The organism is Bacillus sp. JJ1609 (genome assembly GCF_036967045.1).
In the GTDB taxonomy this organism is placed as follows: Bacteria; Bacillota; Bacilli; order Bacillales; family Cytobacillaceae; genus Mesobacillus.
On record NZ_JBALSS010000003.1, the window covers coordinates 62,223 to 82,866 of the forward strand.

General features: G+C 40.2%; 21 protein-coding genes, 1 pseudogene and 1 riboswitch. Of the genes and pseudogenes, 16 read left to right on the plus strand and 6 right to left on the minus strand.

From position 1 onward, the window contains the following. Positions 1-748: 748 nt before the first annotated feature. Positions 749-2,323 (minus strand): phosphoglycerate dehydrogenase, encoded by a 1,575-nt coding sequence (serA, locus tag V7654_RS02160; protein WP_335428114.1) that lies wholly within the window; start codon positions 2,321-2,323, stop codon positions 749-751. Positions 2,324-2,614: 291 nt separating this feature from the next. Beyond that, a riboswitch (FMN riboswitch) is annotated at positions 2,615-2,749 on the plus strand. Positions 2,750-2,912: 163 nt separating this feature from the next. Between serA and V7654_RS02165 the strand changes: the two genes are divergently transcribed. Further along, on the plus strand, positions 2,913-3,494 hold the full coding sequence (locus tag V7654_RS02165; RefSeq protein WP_335428117.1) for an ECF transporter S component: 582 nt from the start codon (positions 2,913-2,915) through the stop codon (positions 3,492-3,494). A gap of 209 nt (positions 3,495-3,703) precedes the next feature. Here the strand turns inward: V7654_RS02165 and V7654_RS02170 are convergent, their stop codons facing one another. Then, entirely contained in the window at positions 3,704-3,952 is a 249-nt protein-coding gene (locus tag V7654_RS02170) for a ferredoxin (RefSeq protein WP_023627496.1), read from the minus strand. Positions 3,953-4,227: 275 nt separating this feature from the next. On the opposite strand from V7654_RS02170, the gene V7654_RS02175 reads away from it, so the two are divergent. The 5 genes from V7654_RS02175 (at position 4,228) to V7654_RS02195 (ending at position 8,782) form a co-directional block, all read left to right on the plus strand. Then, entirely contained in the window at positions 4,228-5,289 is a 1,062-nt protein-coding gene (locus V7654_RS02175; protein WP_335428118.1) for a helix-turn-helix domain-containing protein, read from the plus strand. Continuing rightward, positions 5,280-6,776: a RecQ family ATP-dependent DNA helicase gene (locus tag V7654_RS02180; RefSeq protein ID WP_335428121.1), complete on the plus strand. Its 1,497-nt coding sequence runs from the start codon at positions 5,280-5,282 to the stop codon at positions 6,774-6,776. The genes V7654_RS02175 and V7654_RS02180 overlap by 10 nt, the downstream gene beginning before the upstream one ends. Positions 6,777-6,840: 64 nt before the next feature. Next, positions 6,841-7,443 (plus strand): CPBP family intramembrane glutamic endopeptidase, encoded by a 603-nt coding sequence (locus V7654_RS02185; protein ID WP_335428123.1) that lies wholly within the window; start codon positions 6,841-6,843, stop codon positions 7,441-7,443. Then, positions 7,436-8,143 (plus strand): LysM peptidoglycan-binding domain-containing protein, encoded by a 708-nt coding sequence (locus tag V7654_RS02190; RefSeq protein WP_335428124.1) that lies wholly within the window; start codon positions 7,436-7,438, stop codon positions 8,141-8,143. Before V7654_RS02185 ends, V7654_RS02190 begins: the two co-directional genes overlap by 8 nt. 180 nt (positions 8,144-8,323) lie before the next feature. Beyond that, a complete protein-coding gene (locus V7654_RS02195) occupies positions 8,324-8,782 on the plus strand; it encodes a YpbF family protein (protein WP_335428125.1) in 459 nt (152 codons plus the stop codon). A 32-nt stretch (positions 8,783-8,814) separates the two neighbouring features. Here V7654_RS02195 and V7654_RS02200 read toward each other — a convergent pair whose 3' ends face one another. From V7654_RS02200 to V7654_RS02210, 3 genes are read right to left on the minus strand one after another with little or no spacing between them, the layout of a single operon-like run. After that, on the minus strand, positions 8,815-9,384 hold the full coding sequence (locus V7654_RS02200; protein WP_335428126.1) for a manganese catalase family protein: 570 nt from the start codon (positions 9,382-9,384) through the stop codon (positions 8,815-8,817). Positions 9,385-9,409: 25 nt separating this feature from the next. Next, positions 9,410-9,670 carry a spore coat protein CotJB gene (locus tag V7654_RS02205; protein WP_335428128.1) on the minus strand — a complete coding sequence of 87 codons (261 nt, stop codon included), beginning with the start codon at positions 9,668-9,670 and terminating at the stop codon, positions 9,410-9,412. After that, positions 9,667-9,897, minus strand: coding sequence for a spore coat associated protein CotJA (locus tag V7654_RS02210; protein WP_335428129.1), 231 nt, complete (start codon positions 9,895-9,897; stop codon positions 9,667-9,669). The genes V7654_RS02205 and V7654_RS02210 overlap by 4 nt, the downstream gene beginning before the upstream one ends. A 144-nt stretch (positions 9,898-10,041) precedes the next feature. Between V7654_RS02210 and V7654_RS02215 the strand changes: the two genes are divergently transcribed. From V7654_RS02215 to V7654_RS02245, 7 genes are all read left to right on the plus strand, one after another. Beyond that, positions 10,042-10,674: a CBS domain-containing protein gene (locus V7654_RS02215; protein ID WP_335428130.1), complete on the plus strand. Its 633-nt coding sequence runs from the start codon at positions 10,042-10,044 to the stop codon at positions 10,672-10,674. 60 nt (positions 10,675-10,734) lie between these two features. Then, entirely contained in the window at positions 10,735-11,121 is a 387-nt protein-coding gene (locus V7654_RS02220) for a hypothetical protein (RefSeq protein WP_335428132.1), read from the plus strand. A 24-nt stretch (positions 11,122-11,145) separates the two neighbouring features. Then, positions 11,146-11,925 (plus strand): metallophosphoesterase, encoded by a 780-nt coding sequence (locus tag V7654_RS02225; RefSeq protein ID WP_335428133.1) that lies wholly within the window; start codon positions 11,146-11,148, stop codon positions 11,923-11,925. 75 nt (positions 11,926-12,000) lie between these two features. After that, complete coding sequence (locus V7654_RS02230; protein ID WP_335428135.1) at positions 12,001-12,912, plus strand: MerR family transcriptional regulator; 912 nt, start codon at positions 12,001-12,003, stop codon at positions 12,910-12,912. 65 nt (positions 12,913-12,977) lie between these two features. Beyond that, entirely contained in the window at positions 12,978-13,562 is a 585-nt protein-coding gene (locus tag V7654_RS02235) for a genetic competence negative regulator (protein WP_335428136.1), read from the plus strand. Between the two features lie 227 nt (positions 13,563-13,789). Beyond that, entirely contained in the window at positions 13,790-15,067 is a 1,278-nt protein-coding gene (locus V7654_RS02240) for a Glu/Leu/Phe/Val family dehydrogenase (RefSeq protein WP_335428188.1), read from the plus strand. Positions 15,068-15,214: 147 nt separating this feature from the next. Further along, positions 15,215-16,180, plus strand: coding sequence for a YpdA family putative bacillithiol disulfide reductase (locus V7654_RS02245; protein WP_335428138.1), 966 nt, complete (start codon positions 15,215-15,217; stop codon positions 16,178-16,180). A 119-nt stretch (positions 16,181-16,299) separates the two neighbouring features. On the opposite strand, the gene V7654_RS02250 is transcribed toward V7654_RS02245, so the two are convergent. Then, positions 16,300-17,271: an asparaginase gene (locus V7654_RS02250; RefSeq protein WP_438825240.1), complete on the minus strand. Its 972-nt coding sequence runs from the start codon at positions 17,269-17,271 to the stop codon at positions 16,300-16,302. A gap of 103 nt (positions 17,272-17,374) precedes the next feature. Here V7654_RS02250 and prsW point away from each other — a divergent pair, with 103 nt between their 5' ends. The 3 genes and pseudogenes from prsW (at position 17,375) to ypeB (ending at position 20,277) form a co-directional block, all read left to right on the plus strand. Further along, positions 17,375-18,046: a glutamic-type intramembrane protease PrsW gene (gene prsW, locus V7654_RS02255; RefSeq protein ID WP_335428140.1), complete on the plus strand. Its 672-nt coding sequence runs from the start codon at positions 17,375-17,377 to the stop codon at positions 18,044-18,046. A 206-nt stretch (positions 18,047-18,252) separates the two neighbouring features. Beyond that, positions 18,253-18,915: pseudogene (gene sleB / locus V7654_RS02260) on the plus strand (spore cortex-lytic enzyme); the annotation flags it as partial. 12 nt (positions 18,916-18,927) lie between these two features. Then, positions 18,928-20,277 carry a germination protein YpeB gene (ypeB, locus tag V7654_RS02265; protein ID WP_335428141.1) on the plus strand — a complete coding sequence of 450 codons (1,350 nt, stop codon included), beginning with the start codon at positions 18,928-18,930 and terminating at the stop codon, positions 20,275-20,277. Positions 20,278-20,644: the final 367 nt, after the last annotated feature.

A 20,644-nucleotide genomic window follows, 5' to 3' on the forward strand; every position in this document is an offset into this window, starting at 1 on the left:
TTTGTAGAGAAAAGGGGTTCGGAATGATCTCATTCCGAACCCCTTTTGCAAATCGATGACTAGAGCAGAAAGTGTAAGACTCAAACGGGGCAGGTGAGAGGTAAAATGATCCGATCTAGAGACTCTAGCAAATGATCATGAGTAACCTTCAAAGAATTATTCAACCCGCTTTTATACACATAAATAAGATACATAAATTGGTCCACCAATAAGCCTCTTGATCGCTATAATATCCAAAATTTGGAAAAAGAGGTCACCAATAAGGCCTCTTGGTTACCTGAAACGGGTAAAGCTGGAAAAAGAGGGCGCCAATAACGCCTCTTGGTTACCTGAAAGAGCAAAATTGGAAAAAGAGGGCACTAATAAGGCCTCTTGGTTACCTGGAATGGGTAAAGCTGGAAAAAGAGGGCGCCAATAACGCCCCTTGCTTACCTGAAAGAGAAAAAATTGGAAAAAGAGGGCACTAATAAGGCTTCTTGGTTACTCATAGGTGGAATATTTTATAATTCTTCCGCGGAAAGCGAAGCGCCTGGAAAGGAAATCAACAGTCCCATTACTCCTCCAAACAAAAGAAAAACTGTAGACAAGCTCGTTTTTATCGAGTTTGTCTACAGTCTGAACAGGCTACATAGGATGGCCTTTGTTGTTTTCATTAAGTTATTTTAATATAGGTTTTTATCCAAAAGATTTTTTTGGTTTGTCTGAAATCAACTTATTAAAACAAACAAAGTTTACCAAAGGGCCATTATTAAAGTATGATACTGTTTATTGTAACGATTTCTTTTAATGATTTTAGTTTTTCAATCATATCCTCTTGAAGCGGCTTGTCGAATGAAAGGACCATTATGGCCTCTCCTCCTGCTTCTTTTCTTCCTACCTGCATCGTTGCGATATTGACGTTATGATCCCCCAGAACTTTCCCTACATGCCCGATAACCCCTGGGCGGTCCATATGCTGGATATAAAGAAGGTTGCCTGATGGGTGGAAGTCGATGTTAAATCCATCAAGATTGACGATTCTCGGGCCATAATGTTCAATATATGTCCCTCTTGCTGTAAAAGTTTCCCCGTCACCAAGGGCAGTAACTGTAACTGTATTCGCGTAGCCAAAAGTATCACCGGTGATTTTCTCTCCGATCATGATTCCTCGTTCCTTAGCGATATGGATGGCGTTTACTTCGTTAACAGTGACATCGATGCGATTTTGGAAGAAACCAGACAATAGCGCTTTTGTAAGGAAGGAGGTCTCCAGCTCGGCCGCGGTGCCTGAATATGTAACAGTCAACTCGCTAATCCCTTTATTGTGGCATTCTGAAACAATTTTCCCCATTTCTTTGGCGAGCTGGTGGAAAGGCTGGATTTTTTCGTAAATTTCTTTGGACATAGCCGGCAGGTTAATTGAATTAGCCACTGGTTTGTTTTCCAGAAAGGTCCTGATTTCCTTGGCGACCTGGGTGGCAACATTCAATTGTGCCTCCTTTGTTGATGCGCCTAAATGAGGAGTTACTATGACTGAATCTAGATCAAGCAAAGGGTGATTCCCAGGAGGTTCAACTTCAAAAACATCTAGTGCAGCTCCGGCTACGTGACCTTTTTCAATGAAGTGAGCAAGAGCGATTTCGTCAATAATACCGCCCCTGGCACAATTAAGCAGGTAAACGCCTTTTTTGGTATAACTTAAAGTTTTTTCATTGAGCAGCCCTTTCGTTTCTTTTGTTAATGGAGTATGGACGGAAATGATATCTGCAATTGGCAATAAATCCTCAAAAGTGGATAATTGTACACCCAATACCTCAGCTCTTTCTTTCGTCAGGAATGGATCAAAAACTTTTACAGTCATTCCAAAGACTCTAGCTCTCTTAGCCAATTCAGACCCGATTCTGCCCATTCCGATAATCCCTAATGTTTTTCCGTACAATTCACTTCCGATATACTGATTTCTTTTCCACTCACCATTCTTTACCGTAGAGTGAGCCTGGGGAATATTTCTGAGAAGTGCAGCCATCATTGCAAAAGTATGCTCAGCAGTAGAAATGGTATTCCCATCTGGCGCATTTACAACGACAATCCCTCTTTTGGTGGCCTCTGAAATATCGATGTTATCCACACCGACTCCAGCGCGGCCGACAATTTTAAGCGTAGGCATACGGTCAAGCAGTTCGCTGGTAACTTTTGTAGCGCTTCTTACCAGTAGGGCATCAATTTTGGTTAAATTGATATTTTCAGAGTCAATACTGTCCATATAAACCTGAGCGTTCTCCAATTCAAGTAACGGCTGTAGGCCTTCCTCTTTAATTGAATCCGTTGCTAATATCTGAAACATTCTGCACTCACTCCCTAACTAAAGTATGTAATATTCTGATTATTTTACAAAACGAATATTTTTTTGTCAAATGACAAAAATGTTCATGATTTAGTGAAAACGCTCTCATATGAAGAGGATCACGAGGTTAAAAAGTTCGGATATTGCTATTTTTTTAATCACACTTAATTCATCATATTCATTATGATGGAAGAATAGGATGGAGATTGTAGCAGACATAAAATCGTCACATGCAAACAGCTTCACAAATATTCTTTTTTTCAGTATAATAAGTTTGTAAAATTAAATATGGTCTATCTTCGGGGCAGGGTGAAATTCCCGATCGGCGGTAATGAGATCTTTTTTCTCTAAGCCCGCGAGCCTTTAGGGGCAGGATTTGGTGCGATTCCAAAGCCGACAGTATAGTCTGGATGGGAGAAGATGGAGGTTCTGCAGACGATCAAAAAATGCAGGTTTTGATCGTTTATTAAGCATGCCTTTAACACTACTCCCTCAAGAATAAAACTTGGGGGATTTATTTGTTTATGGGTGTGTGAATGCTGAATCTTTCTTCTTTATGTGAGATGGATCTCTATAAGGAGAGAGGATTATGAAAAAATTTAGTGTTAAAGCAATGGTTTCAATTGGGATGTTAAGCAGTATTTCTTATGTACTTATGTTGTTGAACTTTCCGCTGCCGCCGTTTCCCAAGTTTTTAATGGTTGATTTCAGCGATATTCCTGCATTGATTGCGGCGTTGATCTTTGGTCCGGCTGCCGGTATCTTAGTAGAGTTATTAAAGAACATGCTTGATTATTTTATGACTGGAAGTGAAACAGGTGTCCCTGTTGGCCACGTTGCTAATTTTGTCGCAGGCGTGTTGTTCATCCTTCCAACCTATTACCTTTACCAGAGGCTGAAAACAACTAAAGGCATGACATTTGCCCTTGTTGCAGGTACAGTCAGCATGGCAATCTTGATGAGCGTATTGAATTATTTCGTTTTTCTTCCTGCATATACATTATTTTTAAATATGCCGGCAATGTCTGGCCCGGAAACAAAACAACTTATTGTGGCCGGTATTTTGCCTTTCAATATTGTTAAAGGTATTTTAATGTCGATTGTATTCATGCTGATGTTCTCAAGAATGAAAACATGGATTGAAAGACAGCGGTCTTTTAAAAACGCATAATTATCTCAGCAGAGATTAAATAGATAAAAAGCAACGGTCTGCACCGTTGCTTTTTTTTGTCTTTATATGGCCTTTATATCTAGTCCCTGATTCCAGTGCTCAAATTCTTTAAGTACAGCAACATTCTATGAGAAGATGCATGAAGAAAAATTAAGATCGCTAAATGCCGACAAAAAAATTCCCGCCGTAAAGCGGGAATTATGTATTGATTATTCGAATTTAGTAGCATCTCCGTTAAATGGCTCATCTGCTACTTTGATTGAATCTGTTGGGCAGCCTTCGAATGCATCCATCATATCGTCAATTAAAACGTCTGGAATCTCTACGATACCTTCGTTTTCATCAAGTGTTACGAATGCAATGCCTTCATCATCGTAATCATAAATGTCTGGAGCAGCTGCACCGCAAGCTCCGCATGCAATACATGTTTCTTTGTCAACAATCGTGTACTTAGCCATGATCTAATTCCTCCCAAATGTTTAACAATAATAAATCGTCTTCCTAAAAAAGTGAAAACGTATTCCTCATACCTATTGTAAAACTGTATCGCAAACATTTCAATAAAAAAAGTATTGAGAATGCTTATCACATAAGGCGTTGCGAGGTTTTAGGGCTGAAAATAAAACATTTTCTTCTGCATTTTCATGGTAAAATAAATCTATAATATTTTCCTGCAATAGGAAAGGTAAAGAAATTGCATGGTGATGATTCTAATTTCAGCAAGGGTGATTTTATGCAAATTACATACCTAGAGGCAGTCATCCTGTATCTTTTAAAAAAAATTAATGGAGAACGGACAATTTATTCCTTATTCCATCTTTTTCAAGGTAAGAGGTCTTCCCAAACTATTCAAGATGCCCATCTATATCAGCTTTCACCTTTTTTTCATTCTTATCCTTCAATAACAAGAAGCCAGCTTGAGAAGGCAGTGAATTGTCTCATGGAGTACGGTCTGGCTGAGGAAATTGCTGATACAAAAGTTGTTTTAACCCCCAGAGGGATACAAGAATTAGATCTTAAGCTGGCTGAAAGTCCCTTGCCTATTTATTTAAATGGCTGGAAGTACCACCAGGTCACAGAATCGTTTTGGGAAAGGCTGACACTGCTCATTCAAGTAAGTTCTAATTTAGTCCACCGTGAACGGAGTTTTATTCCTGTCCGCAATAAAAAGGAAACTCTTAATTGGGTTAAACATTATATTAGGCAGCAGGGCGAGGACAGATATCAGCTTGCAGAAAGGCTGTATCAAGAATTGACTGCCACTCTGGAAAATCAGAAAAGCCGGCCAGAGTTGATCGTATTAAGGCTGACGGGCTTCAAGAAAATTGGATTGACCGCCGTTCAGGCTGCTGAATTGACTGGATTAGAGCCAGCCCACTATCATTTCGAATTTTTAAACAGTTTGCATGCCATGTTTGACAAAATCATGAGTGATTCCTCTAGATTTCCGCTTTTAAATGGATTGATTAAGCAGCCGGAACAAAAGGTTCCCTTAACCCAATCTACTGAAAAAACGTATAAAATGCTACAAAGAGGTTATTCGATTGAGGAGGTAGCAGCTGTCCGAAACCTTAAAGAAAGTACAGTTGAAGACCATATTGTAGAAATTGTTCTCTCGGTAAAGGAGTTTAAAATTGATTATTATGTTTTGCCAGAGAAACAACAGAGGATTCTAACGGCTGCAAGAAAAATTGGAGCAAAAAGATTAAAGCAAATCAGAGAACAAGTGGTGGATGTTTCTTATTTTGAAATCAGGCTTGTGCTTGCAAAATATGGTGATGTTAAATGGAACTGAAGAACTATTTAAAAAAATATTTCAACTTTGATCATTTCCGTCCTGGGCAGCAAGAAGCAATTGAATCGATCCTTGGAGGAATGAATACGATTGCGATGCTGCCGACGGGTACTGGGAAGTCTCTCTGCTATCAGCTTCCAGGCTACTTGTCTGATGGTCAGGTGCTCATTATCTCTCCCTTGTTGTCACTAATGCAGGATCAGGTGGAACAAATGATGGCGATGGGTGAAAAGCGGGTCATCGCTTTAAATTCTTTTTTGACACCTCAGCAGAAGGGAAAAGCCCTTGAGGGACTAAACCATTACAAATTTATATTTATTTCTCCGGAGATGCTGGGTTTAGACTTAGTGGTTAATCGGATAAAAGATTTGAATATATCCATGTTTGTTGTGGATGAAGCCCATTGTATATCGCAATGGGGTTATGACTTCAGGCCGGATTACCTAAAACTTGGTATCATTCGAAAGCTGATTGGAGAACCGCTGACGCTTGCACTAACTGCTACCGCTACAAAAGAGGTAAGGCAGGATATAGCTGAAAAACTTCTTCTAAGTGATTGGAAGGAAGTTGTATATTCTGTTGATCGTCCGTCGATTTCACTTGCAGTTGAACGTGTCAGTCATTTTCAAGAGAAAATTGAACGGACCATAGAGCTGGTAAAATATTTGAAAGGACCTGGCATCATTTATTTCTCCAGTAAAAAGATGGCTGAGCAAACAGCTGCTTATATAAGAGAACAGGGAATCAGAAAAGTGATGGCTTACCATGGGGGGCTGGATTCTGAAAGCAGGATACTGATTCAGCAGCAGTTCATTCATGGCCAGCTTGAAGTTGTCTGTGCAACGAGTGCTTTCGGTATGGGAATAAACAAAGAGAATGTCAGATATGTGATACATTTCCATATGCCGATGCAAATTGAGTCATATTTGCAAGAAATAGGCCGGGCTGCACGGGATGGATTGGATTCCATCGCCGTGCTGCTATATTCTCCTGGAGATGAGCAGCTTGCTTTTCAGCTGGCTGAGGGGGAACTGCCTGATCATATTCAAATAGAAAGGCTTTTTAGGTTCCTTACTGATCGTAATGTGAGTTATCTAGAAGCAAAACAGTATGAAGAAGAAATCATAGCGTTTTGCGGTTTTACTGAAATTCAATGGAGGATCGGTGAAGATTATCTTTCAAGCCTGGAAGTTATTGATTATGATAAAGATAAAAGCAGCTTTATCAATATTGTAGAAAACCGCTTGTCGGTTAAAAACTTCAAGATTAAGCAAATGCTCGACTGGGTCCATTCGCAGGATTGTAAAAGGGCAGAAATTTTGACGCATTTCAATGAACAGCTCACCACAAAGCCAGCTAATTGCTGTACGATATGTGGGTTAGACATGAACCACTACAAACAAAGTGAAGTCGCAGCTGACGAACCAGTGAGTAATAATTGGAAACAAGAACTGGCTTCTATTCTATTATTAAAACCATTTTCATAAAGAACGAAACACGATTATGAATGTGTTTTTTGTTAGCTATTATTAGAATAAGTGGGCGGATATGATGAAGGAACGATACAAGGAAACAGTAGCGGGACTTACTGAAAAAGAACTGCTTTTTCATTTGGTTGCTACTCAAATAGTACTATTAACGATTTCCGCCATTTTAGGTATGATATTGTTTGATAGTTTAAATGAATTCGAAAATTTATTTATCTGGGATGATTTTAGTATTCTTACTATCGGGTTCGGAGCGGCAGTCTTCGTGGTAACTGTTGATGTTTTGCTTATGAAATATCTCCCTCCATCCTATTATGACGATGGAGGTCTGAACGAACGAATCTTTAAAAATAAAACAATTTTGCAGATAGCACTGATCGCGGCACTGGTAGCGACCAGCGAGGAAATCCTTTTCAGGGGAATCATCCAGACAAACGCCGGATTAATGATAACCAGCATTATATTTGCAGTAGTCCATTACCGCTATTTGTTCAATTGGTTTTTGTTCCTAAATATAATATTGCTGAGTTTTTTAATTGGTTATATTTATATGCAGACTGACAATTTGCTTGTAACGATTGTAATGCACTTTTTCATTGATTTTTTATTAGGGCTTATGATTAAATTCAGGGCTGGAGCAGCAAATGGGGGTACTAACGTTGAATAGAGAAAAACCTATTAGGGACCAGGCAGAGCGCCTGAGAAAAAGGGTTGAACGAAAAGCTGAACATGCTGTTGATAAAAAAGAGAAACTCCCACCCAGGAGCGAATTACACAGGCTAAAGCAAAAGAAAACAAAGGTTAAGGTGAAGTATCCAGTAATAAGGCTAATGGCATTGTTTTTCATTCTCCTGCCAATCACCTTTTTCAGCATCATTTCCTACCTTGATGGTTCAAAAGGGCCGTTGGATCTAACGGAAGAGCGGGCTGGTGTTGAACTGATTGATGTGGAGAGCGGCAGTGGAGGCGATAGCGGAGCTAAGGATTCAGCGGACGATGAAGATTCTCCTGCGATTGAGGAGATCGCAGAACCTGAGGATCTTGATGTTGCGACAGCCGCACCTGCCCCAGAAAGTGGAAATGATAAAAATACACCTGAAAATCCGGTTGTCACGAAGGAGCAAGCTGCTGCTTCCGAAACAACAACGAAACAGCCTGCTGTCGAAGCTCCGCCAGCGCCAACGGTTAATGCAGGAGGCGAGGGGAAAATCATCTATCATACGGTTCAACCAAGTGAAACACTTTTCAGGGTTGCGATGAAATATTATAAATCGCAAGAAGGAATCCCCATTATCAAAAATGCAAATAATATTCAGGGTAATGAAATTAAGACAGGACAAGTTTTGAAAATACCTATTAAAAACTAGCCGGAGCTAAGGTTCTGGCTAGTTTTTCTATTTTTGGATTGGGTGTGTTCAACTCAGGAATAGTAGGATATTGGAAGGAAAACACAAATTTTGTTTTTATAGCTTCCTATCATATCGTAAAGGACAAGCTCATAAATTTAATGTAAGGCTGTGGCCAACGGTAAAGAGGAGGACTTGTCAATGGAACCAGTAATCATGAATCTGGATGACAGAACAGATCATGCAACGAAGAAGATGCTCAATAATCTAATTGATCGGAAAAGGAAGTTTGACAGATACAAATCGAGGCATCTTTTGTCTGTATGGATAACGATTGGACTTATAACCGTCTATTTCTATTATCTTTATGTAACAGTGATGAAGCCATATTCCTACTCATTTGCTGAAATCTTTTCTGAATATGTCCAGAACTCAGCGAATTTATATTTTTTAATTTTGACCGTTGGGACTTATGGATTAATGATTTTATTAAAAGAAAAGCGGGAGAAAGCGGAAAAAGAATATCATGCTCTCCGCTGTGAGATTGTCGATCGCAGTAAAGATTTATGGAAGAAGGAAGAAGAGTGGAAGAATCGCCATGTAGTGTTTGAAATGATGAAAAAGACTTTTGACATAAATCTTTACCATGAAAATAAATAAGAAGCATCCTGAAAGGGATGCTTCATTCAATCTTAGAATATTCTCTTTTTGCCTTGCTCATCCTTTAATATTTCCACTGCCTCACGGAAACGCTGGGAATGGATTATCTCACGCTCGCGCAAGAACCTTAACGCATCATTGAGATCTGGGTCATCGCTCATATTGATAATCCATTGGTAGGTCGCCCTTGCTTTTTCTTCCGCAGCGATATCCTCATACAAATCTGCGATAGGGTCGCCTTTTGCTGCGATATATGCTGTTGTGAACGGTACGCCGGCAGCATTATGGTAGAAAAGTGCACTATCGTGATTTGCGTAATGAGCGTCAAGGCCCGCTTGCTTCATCTGTTCTGGTGTTGCATCCTTTGTCAGCTTATATATCATAGTAGCAATCATTTCTAGATGGGCAAATTCTTCTGTCCCAATATCCGTTAATAATCCAATAACCTTATCAGGAATCGTATATCTCTGGTTTAAGTATCGTAATGCTGCAGCAAGTTCTCCATCGGCTCCGCCATATTGTTCTACTAAGAATTTAGCCAGCATGGGGTTACAGGTGCTGACCTTAACAGGGTACTGCAATTTCTTTTCATAAACCCACATTTTCCTTACCCCCTCCTCGTTTCAATTAGAGCTGCCATGGCCATGGGGCATCGTTCCAATCCCAAGGATACCCTGAGTAGCTGTTCCCGTACTGCATTAAAGGTCCATAGTTGCTTTCGATGACTTTTTTTAGTCGTTTGCGCTCCTTTGCAAATTGATTGAACTGATTGATTGCTCCAAAATCATCAGGATGGGTATCTAAGTAAAGGGTGAGTTCTACCAAGACGAAATCAACTACTTGCAATTGTTCCATTGTGGCATAAAATTCTTGTGGGAGCTGCTTCATAAGAGATCATCCTCCCTTGGAGCTTCGAGCGGAGAATACCAAGTATCATAAAAAACCTTCCAAAGAGTCCCTGTTCTTAGTGCTTGCATTGGTGTAAACTGCGGCAAATTAGGCGGCTGGAAGCCCAGAAATAAATTAGGTGGTGTTGAAAAAGATTTAGCCTTGATAGGCGGACAGGGGTCGAAGGGACTGGCGTATGGGTACCAAACTCTTTTATTTGTAGACAAACAAAGCCCTCCTCTATATAATCTTCAGTTCATTTTATGTATGAAATTTAATTTCATGTTAAATTTCACGGGATATGCAGGGATTTTTATAATTTTGTTGAAATATATAAGTTATAGCAGTACTTTAAACCAGAGGTGAGTTGAATGTTTGTTAAAAGTATTATGATTCCTAAGTACAAATGCATCACTGCTCAGCAAGATGAAACATTGCAAAATGTATTGACAAAGCTAGACGAGAATGAAATTGACGGTCTTCCAGTTTTGGATGGAGATAAATATGCCGGTGTAGTCACAAGGCATGGAATTTATCATGGCTTCTTTAAGGCAGGAGACAAGAAAGAGGAATATCTCAATAATACTGTTGCTAAGGAAATTGTAACTTTGGAGGATCACTTCTTGCATGGAAGTGAAATGTTCGAAACAACCTTAGTAAAACTCAAGGACATCCCATTGCTGGCGGTAGTTGATGAAAATGGTAAATTTCAAGGTGCAGTTACCCGCTCAGACGTTCTTGACCAATTCCAGAGTGCATTTGGAGTGCATAGGGAAGGAGTCAGGATCGCATTTACTTCTGTAGAAACAGAAGGAAGGATTGCAAGGCTGGCTGACATTGCGCACCAATTCCATGAACATATTATCTCATTAGTAACTTTTGATGAAACAGATAAGCTTGTCCGCAGAATCGTCATGAAGATTGAAAAGAAGGACAATATTGATAAATTTATCAAAAAGCTTGAAGACTCTGGTTTCCGCATACTTGATATTCATGAAGTTTGATTCTGTCGCGCAGAAATAATGACAAGGGCCTTTCATACATTGTGTATGGGAGGTTTTTTTATGCAATGGAAAATATTCAGGCTGGTATTAGGATTTATTTGCGGGTATTTGTCCGTCAATTGGCTGCCCCTTGAAATGCCCTATAGTCCTGATGAGTTTCTCAGTGTATTCATTTTACATCCCATAGAATTCCTTGCCGGAACAATTGCGCTCATCATCGGCATGTACGTACAGGGAGGGCTGATCCGAAACGGAATCATCGCTGTTTTTAAAACACTTAAGGGTAAAAATGGGGTGGTTTCTGATATAATTTTAGCTATTGGAAGCATCGGCTGCTTTTTCCTGCTGATTCCTTTAGGGATTTGGCAGACGTGTGTTTTTTTCAGTTTCTGTTTTCTTTATGGTATGATTTCACTTAGCCCATTAAGGACGGAGAAGGGAACTTAGATTACGGAATTGCAGGAGGCACAAATGGTACTGATTTACTTTTTACTGGCATTATTAATTTTAGGCGGCTTCTTGCTGTTATATATGTATCGGCAGGCATTTGGGGACAGGGTATTGAAGCACGAGCTGCGGTTTAAGGAATTCCCCGCTAGTTTTGGCTCTGTTACGATCTTTTTTATCTCGGATATCCACAAGCGTATCATTTCGGATTCAGTCATTGAGGAAGCTAAAGGGAAGGCTGATCTAGTTATCATTGGCGGAGATCTGGCAGAGAAGGGCGTCGATCTTGATCAAGTGGCAATCAATATTGAAAAACTAAAATCCATTGCCCCCGTTTTTTTTGTATGGGGCAATAATGACTATGAATTCAATTCACATGAACTGGATTCGCTGCTCTTTCATTCAGGTGTGAAAATGCTGGATAACACCGCGGTTAAATTTGAATCAAAAACGGGTGATACTTTATTCATTTTAGGAATTGATGATTTGAGTCTTGGCAAAAGCAGACTGGACCTCGCTATGCAGGATGCAGAACCGAATGGTTTTCACATACTTGTCAGTCATAATCCAGCAATAGTTAACCGTTTAGAGCCAGGCCATAATATAAGATTGGTTTTAAGCGGTCATACCCATGGCGGGCAGATAAGGATTTTAGGGTTTGGTCCATATGAATTAGGCGGTATAAAGAAGAAAAATGGCACTACCCTGATTACGAGCAATGGATACGGGACAACGGCTGTTCCATTAAGACTGGGGGCAAGGGCTGAAACACATTTAATCACCCTGCTGCCAAAGGGGAATTAGCAGATTGAGGTTTTACAACCGTTATCCAAGGGGGGTATAATCGTTGAAGTAATGTGGTTACACGGAGGAATGATGATGGGAACCAGCGAGGGAAAATATAATATAAAAGCAGTATCAAATATGCTCGGCATCCAGCCAGGAACTCTGAGGGCATGGGAACGGAGATATCAAATGATCGCCCCCGTCAGGAATGATTCCGGACATCGCTTGTATACTGAGGAGCACCTGAAAACATTAAGATGGCTCATTTCGAAAGTGAATCAAGGTTTTACAATCAGCCAGGCCATTTCATTGATGGAGAATTCCAGCTCCACCATGGATGGTGCCGAACCTCCTAAAAAGGATATATTGGAGGAATTGGGAGACAAGCTGTTGGCGGCACTCTTGAATTTTAACAGTGCTCAGGCACATGAATTGACCAATCAGGCCTTTAGCTTATTTACAATAGACAAAACGGTTATAGATTTGCTTGGCCCTATTTTGATTAAAATCGGGGATTTGTGGGAAGAGGGAAGAATAACGACTGCACATGAGCATTTTGCTTCTTCCTTTTTGCGTTCAAGAATAGAAGGCCTTTCCACTTCATTTCCACATAGCTCTTTTCTTCCTAAAGCAGTAGCTGTATGCGGCCCAGGTGAAAGGCATGAGCTGGGCTTGCTGATCTTTACGATGTACTTGAAGCGTAAAGGCTTTGAGGTGGTGTTTCTTGGCACAAGTGTTGCTGAACATGATCTTGAAGTTGTACTTGATAAAGTCAAACCAAAGTTTTTATTTTTATCCTGTACGCTTGAAGAAAATAGGTCAGCAGTACTGAAACTTGCTGATGAAATTAACGAAAGTTACCCTGACCTCCACATTGGCATTGGAGGCATTGCAATTGATTCCATGCCGTTTCAGCAACGTCAAAAGTATAAAGAAAATATTGTAGGCATGACACGGATGGAATGGGAGAAATGGTTAAAAAAGCGCATTGATCAATTGAAATAACTCACCAACCTGCAATAATTTCATAATCTATAACAAGAGCTTTGTCGATGGCAGGGGGCATGATTATGCGCTTGGAACGATTAACAAACAACAAGATTAAGATTTTTCTTACAGTTGATGACCTTTCAGACAGGGGATTGACTAAGGAAGACATCTGGAAGGACTCACTGAAATGGCATCAGCTTTTTCATGATATGCTTGAAGAAGCAAGCGAGGAATTTGATTTGGAAATCTTAGGGTCGGTTGCGGTAGAAATTTTTTCATTGCATGCCCAAGGTATGGTGATGATTGTTACCATGATCGAGCAGGATGAAGACGAGGAACAGTTCGATGAGGGAATCATTGAAATGCAAGTTACTGTCGATGGAAGCGATGATATTCTATTTCAGTTTGACAATATAGAAGATGTGATTCAGCTTGCCAACAGACTTTTACAGGCAGGGATTCCAGGTGGAAGCCTCCACTTTATGGAGAGTCACTATTATTTGCTTATGAATGGGATTTCAGCGGAAGACGCTATCAAAGCCGTTTCATTAATGGCTGAATATGGAGTGCCTTCTATTTTAAGTATCCATAGATTATTGGAATATGGGAACGAGATTATGGAAGAAAACGCAGTCGAAACTCTTGTCCATTATTTTATAAAATAATGGAGAAGAGCTTCGGCTTTTTTTTTGAATTCGCATACGAGGAAAGTCTTATTATTCAGTCAATTTATACCGACCCAATAATCAACAGGTCTAAAATGTTAGCGTTTACATTTAGTGCTCAAAAAATGCTGAAAAGTGTTTTTTTCTTCTTGCATAAAATAACCAAAGGTGTATACTAATCCATGAAAGCAGACAACATCCGCAAAAGTGATTTAGGAGGTTTATCAATGGTAGCCGCAAACGGTAATGAAAATCCAAATAAAGAAGACAAACATGACGTCTTACGATCTACACAAACTGTTATTCATAAGGCTTTGGAAAAACTCGGATACCCTGAAGAGGTGTATGAGCTTTTAAAGGAGCCGCTCAGGATGATGACAGTGAAAATTCCTGTCAGAATGGATGACGGATCTGTTAAAGTCTTTACTGGCTACCGGGCGCAGCACAATGATGCAGTGGGTCCAACAAAGGGAGGAATACGTTTCCATCCAAACGTATCAGAGAAAGAAGTTAAAGCGCTATCAATCTGGATGAGTTTAAAGTGTGGCATTGTCGACCTTCCTTACGGAGGGGGAAAAGGTGGAATCGTTTGCGATCCGCGTGACATGTCATTCAGGGAATTGGAAAGATTAAGCCGTGGGTACGTTCGTGCAATCAGCCAGATTGTCGGACCAACTAAGGATATTCCGGCACCTGATGTTTTCACTAACTCACAGATCATGGCATGGATGATGGACGAATACAGTCGTATAGATGAATTTAACTCTCCAGGATTCATTACAGGCAAGCCGCTTGTTCTCGGTGGTTCCCATGGACGGGAATCAGCTACAGCAAAAGGGGTAACAATTTGTATACGTGAAGCAGCGAAGAAAAAGGGAATCGAGCTTGAAGGTGCTAGAGTCGTAGTTCAGGGATTCGGAAATGCTGGAAGCTACCTGGCAAAATTCATGCACGATGCAGGCGCAAAAATCATCGGTATTTCTGATGCCTATGGAGCGCTGCATGATCCTGACGGACTTGACGTCGATTACTTACTGGACCGCCGCGACAGCTTTGGTACAGTAACAAAACTATTCAATAATACAATTACAAATAAAGAATTGCTGGAGCTGGATTGTGATATCCTGGTACCAGCTGCGATAGAAAACCAGATTACTGAAGAAAATGCCCACAATATCAGAGCAAGCATCGTTGTTGAAGCAGCAAATGGCCCGACAACTCTAGAGGCAACTAAAATTTTAACTGAACGTGGCATCCTGCTCGTACCAGATGTACTAGCTTCGGCTGGTGGTGTTACAGTGTCTTACTTTGAATGGGTCCAAAACAACCAAGGTTATTATTGGACTGAAGAAGAAGTGGAAGAGAAACTTGAAAAAGTAATGGTAAAATCTTTTGACAGTATTTATGAAACTGCACAGACTCGCAGAGTAGACATGCGGCTTGCTGCATATATGGTTGGTGTCAGAAAAATGGCTGAAGCCAGCCGTTTCAGAGGCTGGATTTAATACTTCGTTTCTTGTACGTTAATTTAATAAAGGGTTCTTCATTGAATCTTATGCAAAAATCTCCTATCATTTAAAGATAGGAGATTTTTTTCTATTCACCATAAATATGTGGTTGCCTATAGATTACTAAGGAGTGAACAGACTTACATGAATAAAGAACAAACAATTATTGTTGGCGGTGGCCCCTGTGGTCTAGCTGCAGCAATCGCCCTCAAGAAAAAAGGGATCAATCCGTTAATTATTGAAAAAGGCAATATCGTTAATGCTATTTATCATTATCCAACTCATCAAACCTTTTTTAGCAGCAGTGAAAAGCTGGCGATAGGTGAAGTGCCTTTCATTACTGAGAATCATAAACCAAAACGCAACCAGGCGCTCGTCTATTACCGGGAAGTCGCGAAAAGGGAAGAATTGAGAATTAATAAATATGAAAAAGTCACCGAAATCACAAAAGACGGAGAATCAAGCTTCATAGTTACCACAGATAAGCAACAATATTCTGCGGTCAATATAGTCATCGCTACCGGCTACTATGACAATCCAAACTTCATGCAAATCCCTGGTGAGGATTTGCAGAAGGTTTCTCATTATTTTAAAGAAGCCCATCCTTTTTTTGATATGGATGTTGCGGTAATTGGCGGGAAAAATTCAAGTGTTGATGCTGCGATTGAATTGGTGAAAGCTGGTGCTAGAGTTACGGTCGTTTACAGGGGATCAGAATATTCTCCAAGCATAAAGCCCTGGGTGCTGCCAGAATTTGAGGCGCTGGTTAAAACCGGAATGATTGACATGGTTTTTAACGCTGCAGTAAAAGAAATAACAGCTGAACTTATTGTGTATGAACATCAAGGGAATACTGTAGAGCAAAAAAATGATTTTGTTTTCGCTATGACTGGATATAGGCCTGACCATGCATTTTTAAAGAAAATGGGTGTGAAAATCGAGGAAGAAACAGGTCGGCCATATTTTAATCCTGATACAATGGAAACGAATGTAGAGGGAATTTTCATAGCTGGGGTAATTGCAGCAGGGAACAATGCGAATGAAATTTTTATTGAGAATGGCCGGTTCCATGGAGGACAAATAGCAGAAGCAATTTCCCAAAGAGTATAAATGACCAAAACAAAAAGGCGGGAAAATCCGCCTTTTTGTTTTGCTGGAACATATAATGTAATGGATATAATACTTGAATGTTATAAAACCCAGCATCAGAAGTCAGATCCAAAGCATAGTTAAAACATAAACATCTCACTGATTTCTTCCATTTTATTCGTTTTTGCAAGAGCGACAAGCAGCTTAATACGTGCTTTTTGTCCATTTAAACCATTTGAAAAAATGACACCAAGTTCCTTAAGGTGCTTACCGCCGCCTTCATATCCATAAATATCCTGAACAATTCCGTTAAAGCTGCGTGAAACGATGACGACAGGTATGTTGTTTCTAATTAAATCCGTAACACCCTCAAGTGCTGCTGGAGGAAGATTCCCTTGACCTAATGCCTCGATCACTGCGCCGTCAACCTCAAGACCAAGAATAGCATTTAGCAGAGATGAGTCCATTCCTGCATGGGCTTTAATCAGCACAACTTTCTTTTCGGCATCGGTTATTGAATAGTTTTCATGTTTAGTAGGCGTATGATGAAAATGCACCCCTCTTTTGGTTACAATTCCTATTGGGCCATACTGAGGGCTCTGGAACGTGGATAGATTGCTCGTATGTGTCTTGGTCACATTCAGCGCGGTATGGATTTCGTCATTCAGGACTACCAGTACACCTTGACCCTTAGCTTCATCGCTTGAAGCTACTTTTATGGATGAAATTAGATTATAAAGTCCATCTGATCCTAATTCATTGCTTGAACGCATTGCGCCGGTAACGACAATGGGAAAACTAGCCTGGATTGTCAGATCTAAAAAGTATGCTGTTTCCTCAAGTGTATCCGTACCATGGGTTATGACTGCTCCCTCAATAGTACCCGTTTGCTCATACTGTTCGATTAATTGCTTTAACTGCATCATTTCTTTTGGTGTTATATGCGGGGAGGGAAGATTGAATGGTTCTTCTATCACGAGATTAGCAAGTTTTGAAAGAAGGCTTGTCCCTTCTTTTAATGGATTGTTTGTGCCCGGCTTGACGGAGCCGCTAGTATCTTCACTCATCGAAATGGTACCGCCAGTATGAATTAATAAAATGTTTTTTTTCAAGACTTCTACCTCCGAATCACCTGTCGAGAAAGAATAATAATCCATTTTCTTTCTTCTAATATCATGATACGATTAAAAAAACAAATTGAAAAGAGGTCAGCGCATGCTGGGAATAGTTACTGCTGGTGTCGCTCCCGGGCTGGCACTGTTAAGCTACTTTTATTTAAAGGATCAATATGATTCTGAACCCCTATCACTTGTATCTAAAACCTTTTTATTTGGAGCACTGCTCGTTTTTCCACTTATGTTCATCCAATATGTTCTTGCTGCTGAAGGTATTTTGCAAGGGGACTTTACAAAAGCATTTGGAACGGTTGGCCTATTGGAAGAATTCTTTAAATGGTTCATCCTTTATTATACCATTTTTCAGCACATCGCCTTTGATGAGCCATACGATGGAATTATTTATGGTGCATCCGTGTCATTAGGCTTTGCTTCAGCGGAAAATATCTTTTACCTAGTTGCGAACGGACTTCAGGATGCAATCGGCAGAGCACTTCTGCCTGTATCCAGCCATGCCTTGTTTGGTGTGATCATGGGATATTATTTAGGCAAGGCAAAGTTCTCCGAGCATTCAATAAAAAAAATGATTGTACTTTCATTACTTGTACCTGTTCTCCTACATGGAATCTATGATTATATTCTGATGACAAGGGAAGACTGGCTGCTGCTTATGGTTCCTTTTATGATATTCTTATGGTGGCTTGGGTTAAGAAAAGTGAAAAAAGCAAGGATCCTGACCTTGCAGCATATCGAAAAGCATTATCCAATATAAAAACTCTTCATTTCATTAAAAATGGAGAGTTTTTTCTTTTTGTGGAATAAAAGTTATCTCTTTACAAAAAATAGGGTTAATCTTTAAAGTTCACATCTTGGGGGTTGCATGCAATGAAGAATTATCGGTCAATCTTGAAATTGATGGCCGCGCTGGCATTGATTTTGGCAGTTGTACGTTTCAGCGGTATTGAGCAAAGGGCTGACGCGTTTACGAGCCAGGTATTACAGCAGGGATCCGCAGGGGACGATGTAATTGAACTCCAGTCACGTCTTAAGCATATTGGTTTTTATAACGGTAAAATTGACGGTGTTTTTGGCTGGGGAACCTATTGGGCATTAAGGAATTTCCAGAATGAATTTGGTTTGCCGATCGACGGGGTTGCAGGGTGGCAGACAAAACTGAAACTGGCAAAAGCAACTCCAAACGCCAAAATAGCCTGGGGCGGAGAATCAAACCAAAGTAAGCCGCAGACACCTGCATCTAAGCCTGCAGCCAGTACGCCTAATGGTTTCTCTCAAAATGATATCCAGCTGATGGCTAATGCAGTTTACGGAGAGTCCAGAGGGGAGCCATATACAGGACAGGTGGCCGTAGCGGCAGTCATTTTGAACCGCCTTGATAGCGCTACTTTTCCAAATACAATTTCAGGAGTGATTTTTGAGCCAAGAGCTTTTACAGCAGTTGCTGATGGCCAGATATGGCTTACTCCTAATGAAACGGCCAGGAAGGCTGTCCTTGATGCCATTAATGGCTGGGATCCTACAGGCAATGCATTATATTATTTCAATCCTGATACGGCAACAAGCGCTTGGATTTGGTCTAGGCCGCAAATTAAAAAGATCGGAAAACATATTTTTTGTAAATAGAGGTGAGTTGATTTGCTAAGAGGAATAGCCATTGCTGTCCTGGTGATAGGTATAGCTGGAACAGCCTATTGGGGTTATCAGGAGCATCGGGAAAAAACAGCGATTCTCATTAATGCGGAAAATAATTACCAAAGAGCCTTTCATGACCTGACCTATCAAATTGACTTGTTGAATGACAAAATCGGCACTACACTGGCAATGAATTCAAGAAGTTCATTATCTCCACAGCTGGCAGAGGTGTGGAAGATCACTTCTCAAGCACACGGTGATGTCGGCCAGTTGCCTTTAACTCTTTTGCCGTTTAATAAAACAGAAGAATTTTTAGCTAATATAGGTAATTTCAGTTATAAAGCGGCGATACGTGACCTGGACAAAGAACCATTGACGGATAAAGAGTATAGCACGCTGAAAACATTGTATAAACAATCTGGAGAAATACAGCAGGACTTAAGACAAGTCCAGCATATGGTCTTGAAGAATAACTTGAGATGGATGGATGTAGAGCTTGCCCTGGCGACGGAAAAGGGAAAGACGGACAATACGATCATTGACGGCTTTAAAACTGTTGAGAAAACAGTCGAAGGTTACTCTGAAACTGATTTTGGCCCTGCACAAATCAATCTGCAAATAAGGGATGAAAACTTTAAAAAATTGCAAGGCAAAAAGATTTCTAAAAACGATGCGATTAAGATTACCAGAAGGTATGCGTCACTTGGTAATGCAGGCAAAGTAAAGGTAGAAGAGAATGGCAAAGGTTCAGATTACGGATTCTACAGTGTCTCCATACTGGATCCGAAGACGAACTTAGAGGCGAGCATGGATATTGCTAAAAAGGGCGGCTATCCTATTTGGTTCCTGCTGGACAGAGATGTAAAAAAACAAGTGATAAGCCTGAATGAGGCTTCAAATAAGGCAATCACGTTTTTGAAGGACAACAAATTTACGAATCTGGATCTTTTCGAGAGTGCGCAATATGATAATATCGGTGTCTTTACATTTGTTGGCAACCAGGATCGAGTCAGGATCTACCCTGATGCTATTAAAATGAAAGTAGCCCTTGATAATGGTGAAATAATTGGTTTTTCAGCTGAGGACTACCTGAAATCCCATAAAACAAGGAAAATACCTGAGGCAGGAATTTCACTAGAAGAAGCAAAGAAGAAAATCAACCCGAATTTGAAAATTATGGACCAGACAAAGGCAGTTATATTAAATGACCTGAACGCTGAGGTATTGTGCTATGAATTCCTTGGAGTTCTAGGTGAGGACACCTACCGGATTTATATCAATGCCGAAGATGGTACCGAAGAAAAAGTGGAAAAACTGCATAATGCTGAACCGATTTATGAGGATATAGTCTAAGGAAAAGCCATCGCTTTTCCTTTTTTTCTTTGCTTTTTTAAAATTATTTTTATTTCTGTTCCAGGTGCAAGCTTTCCGCAGGACTCCTTGACTCGCTTTTCTCGCAGGAAATGAAGTATCCCGGATTTAACTGTGCACGAATGAAATGAAAATACAATTTAGAGGAGTCTTGAGCCGTTTGCTCCAAGCAACATAGTGACACTGCAATCATGAGATTCAACCACGCTATTTATTTTAAAAGGGAAATTAATCCTATAAAGGACTATTGCACCAATTAATCCTCCCATGTCATAATGATTACATAATATTTATTGGAATTTGGCTATACGATTATTTAATTTATTGGCACTGTTAAACAAGGCTGTTG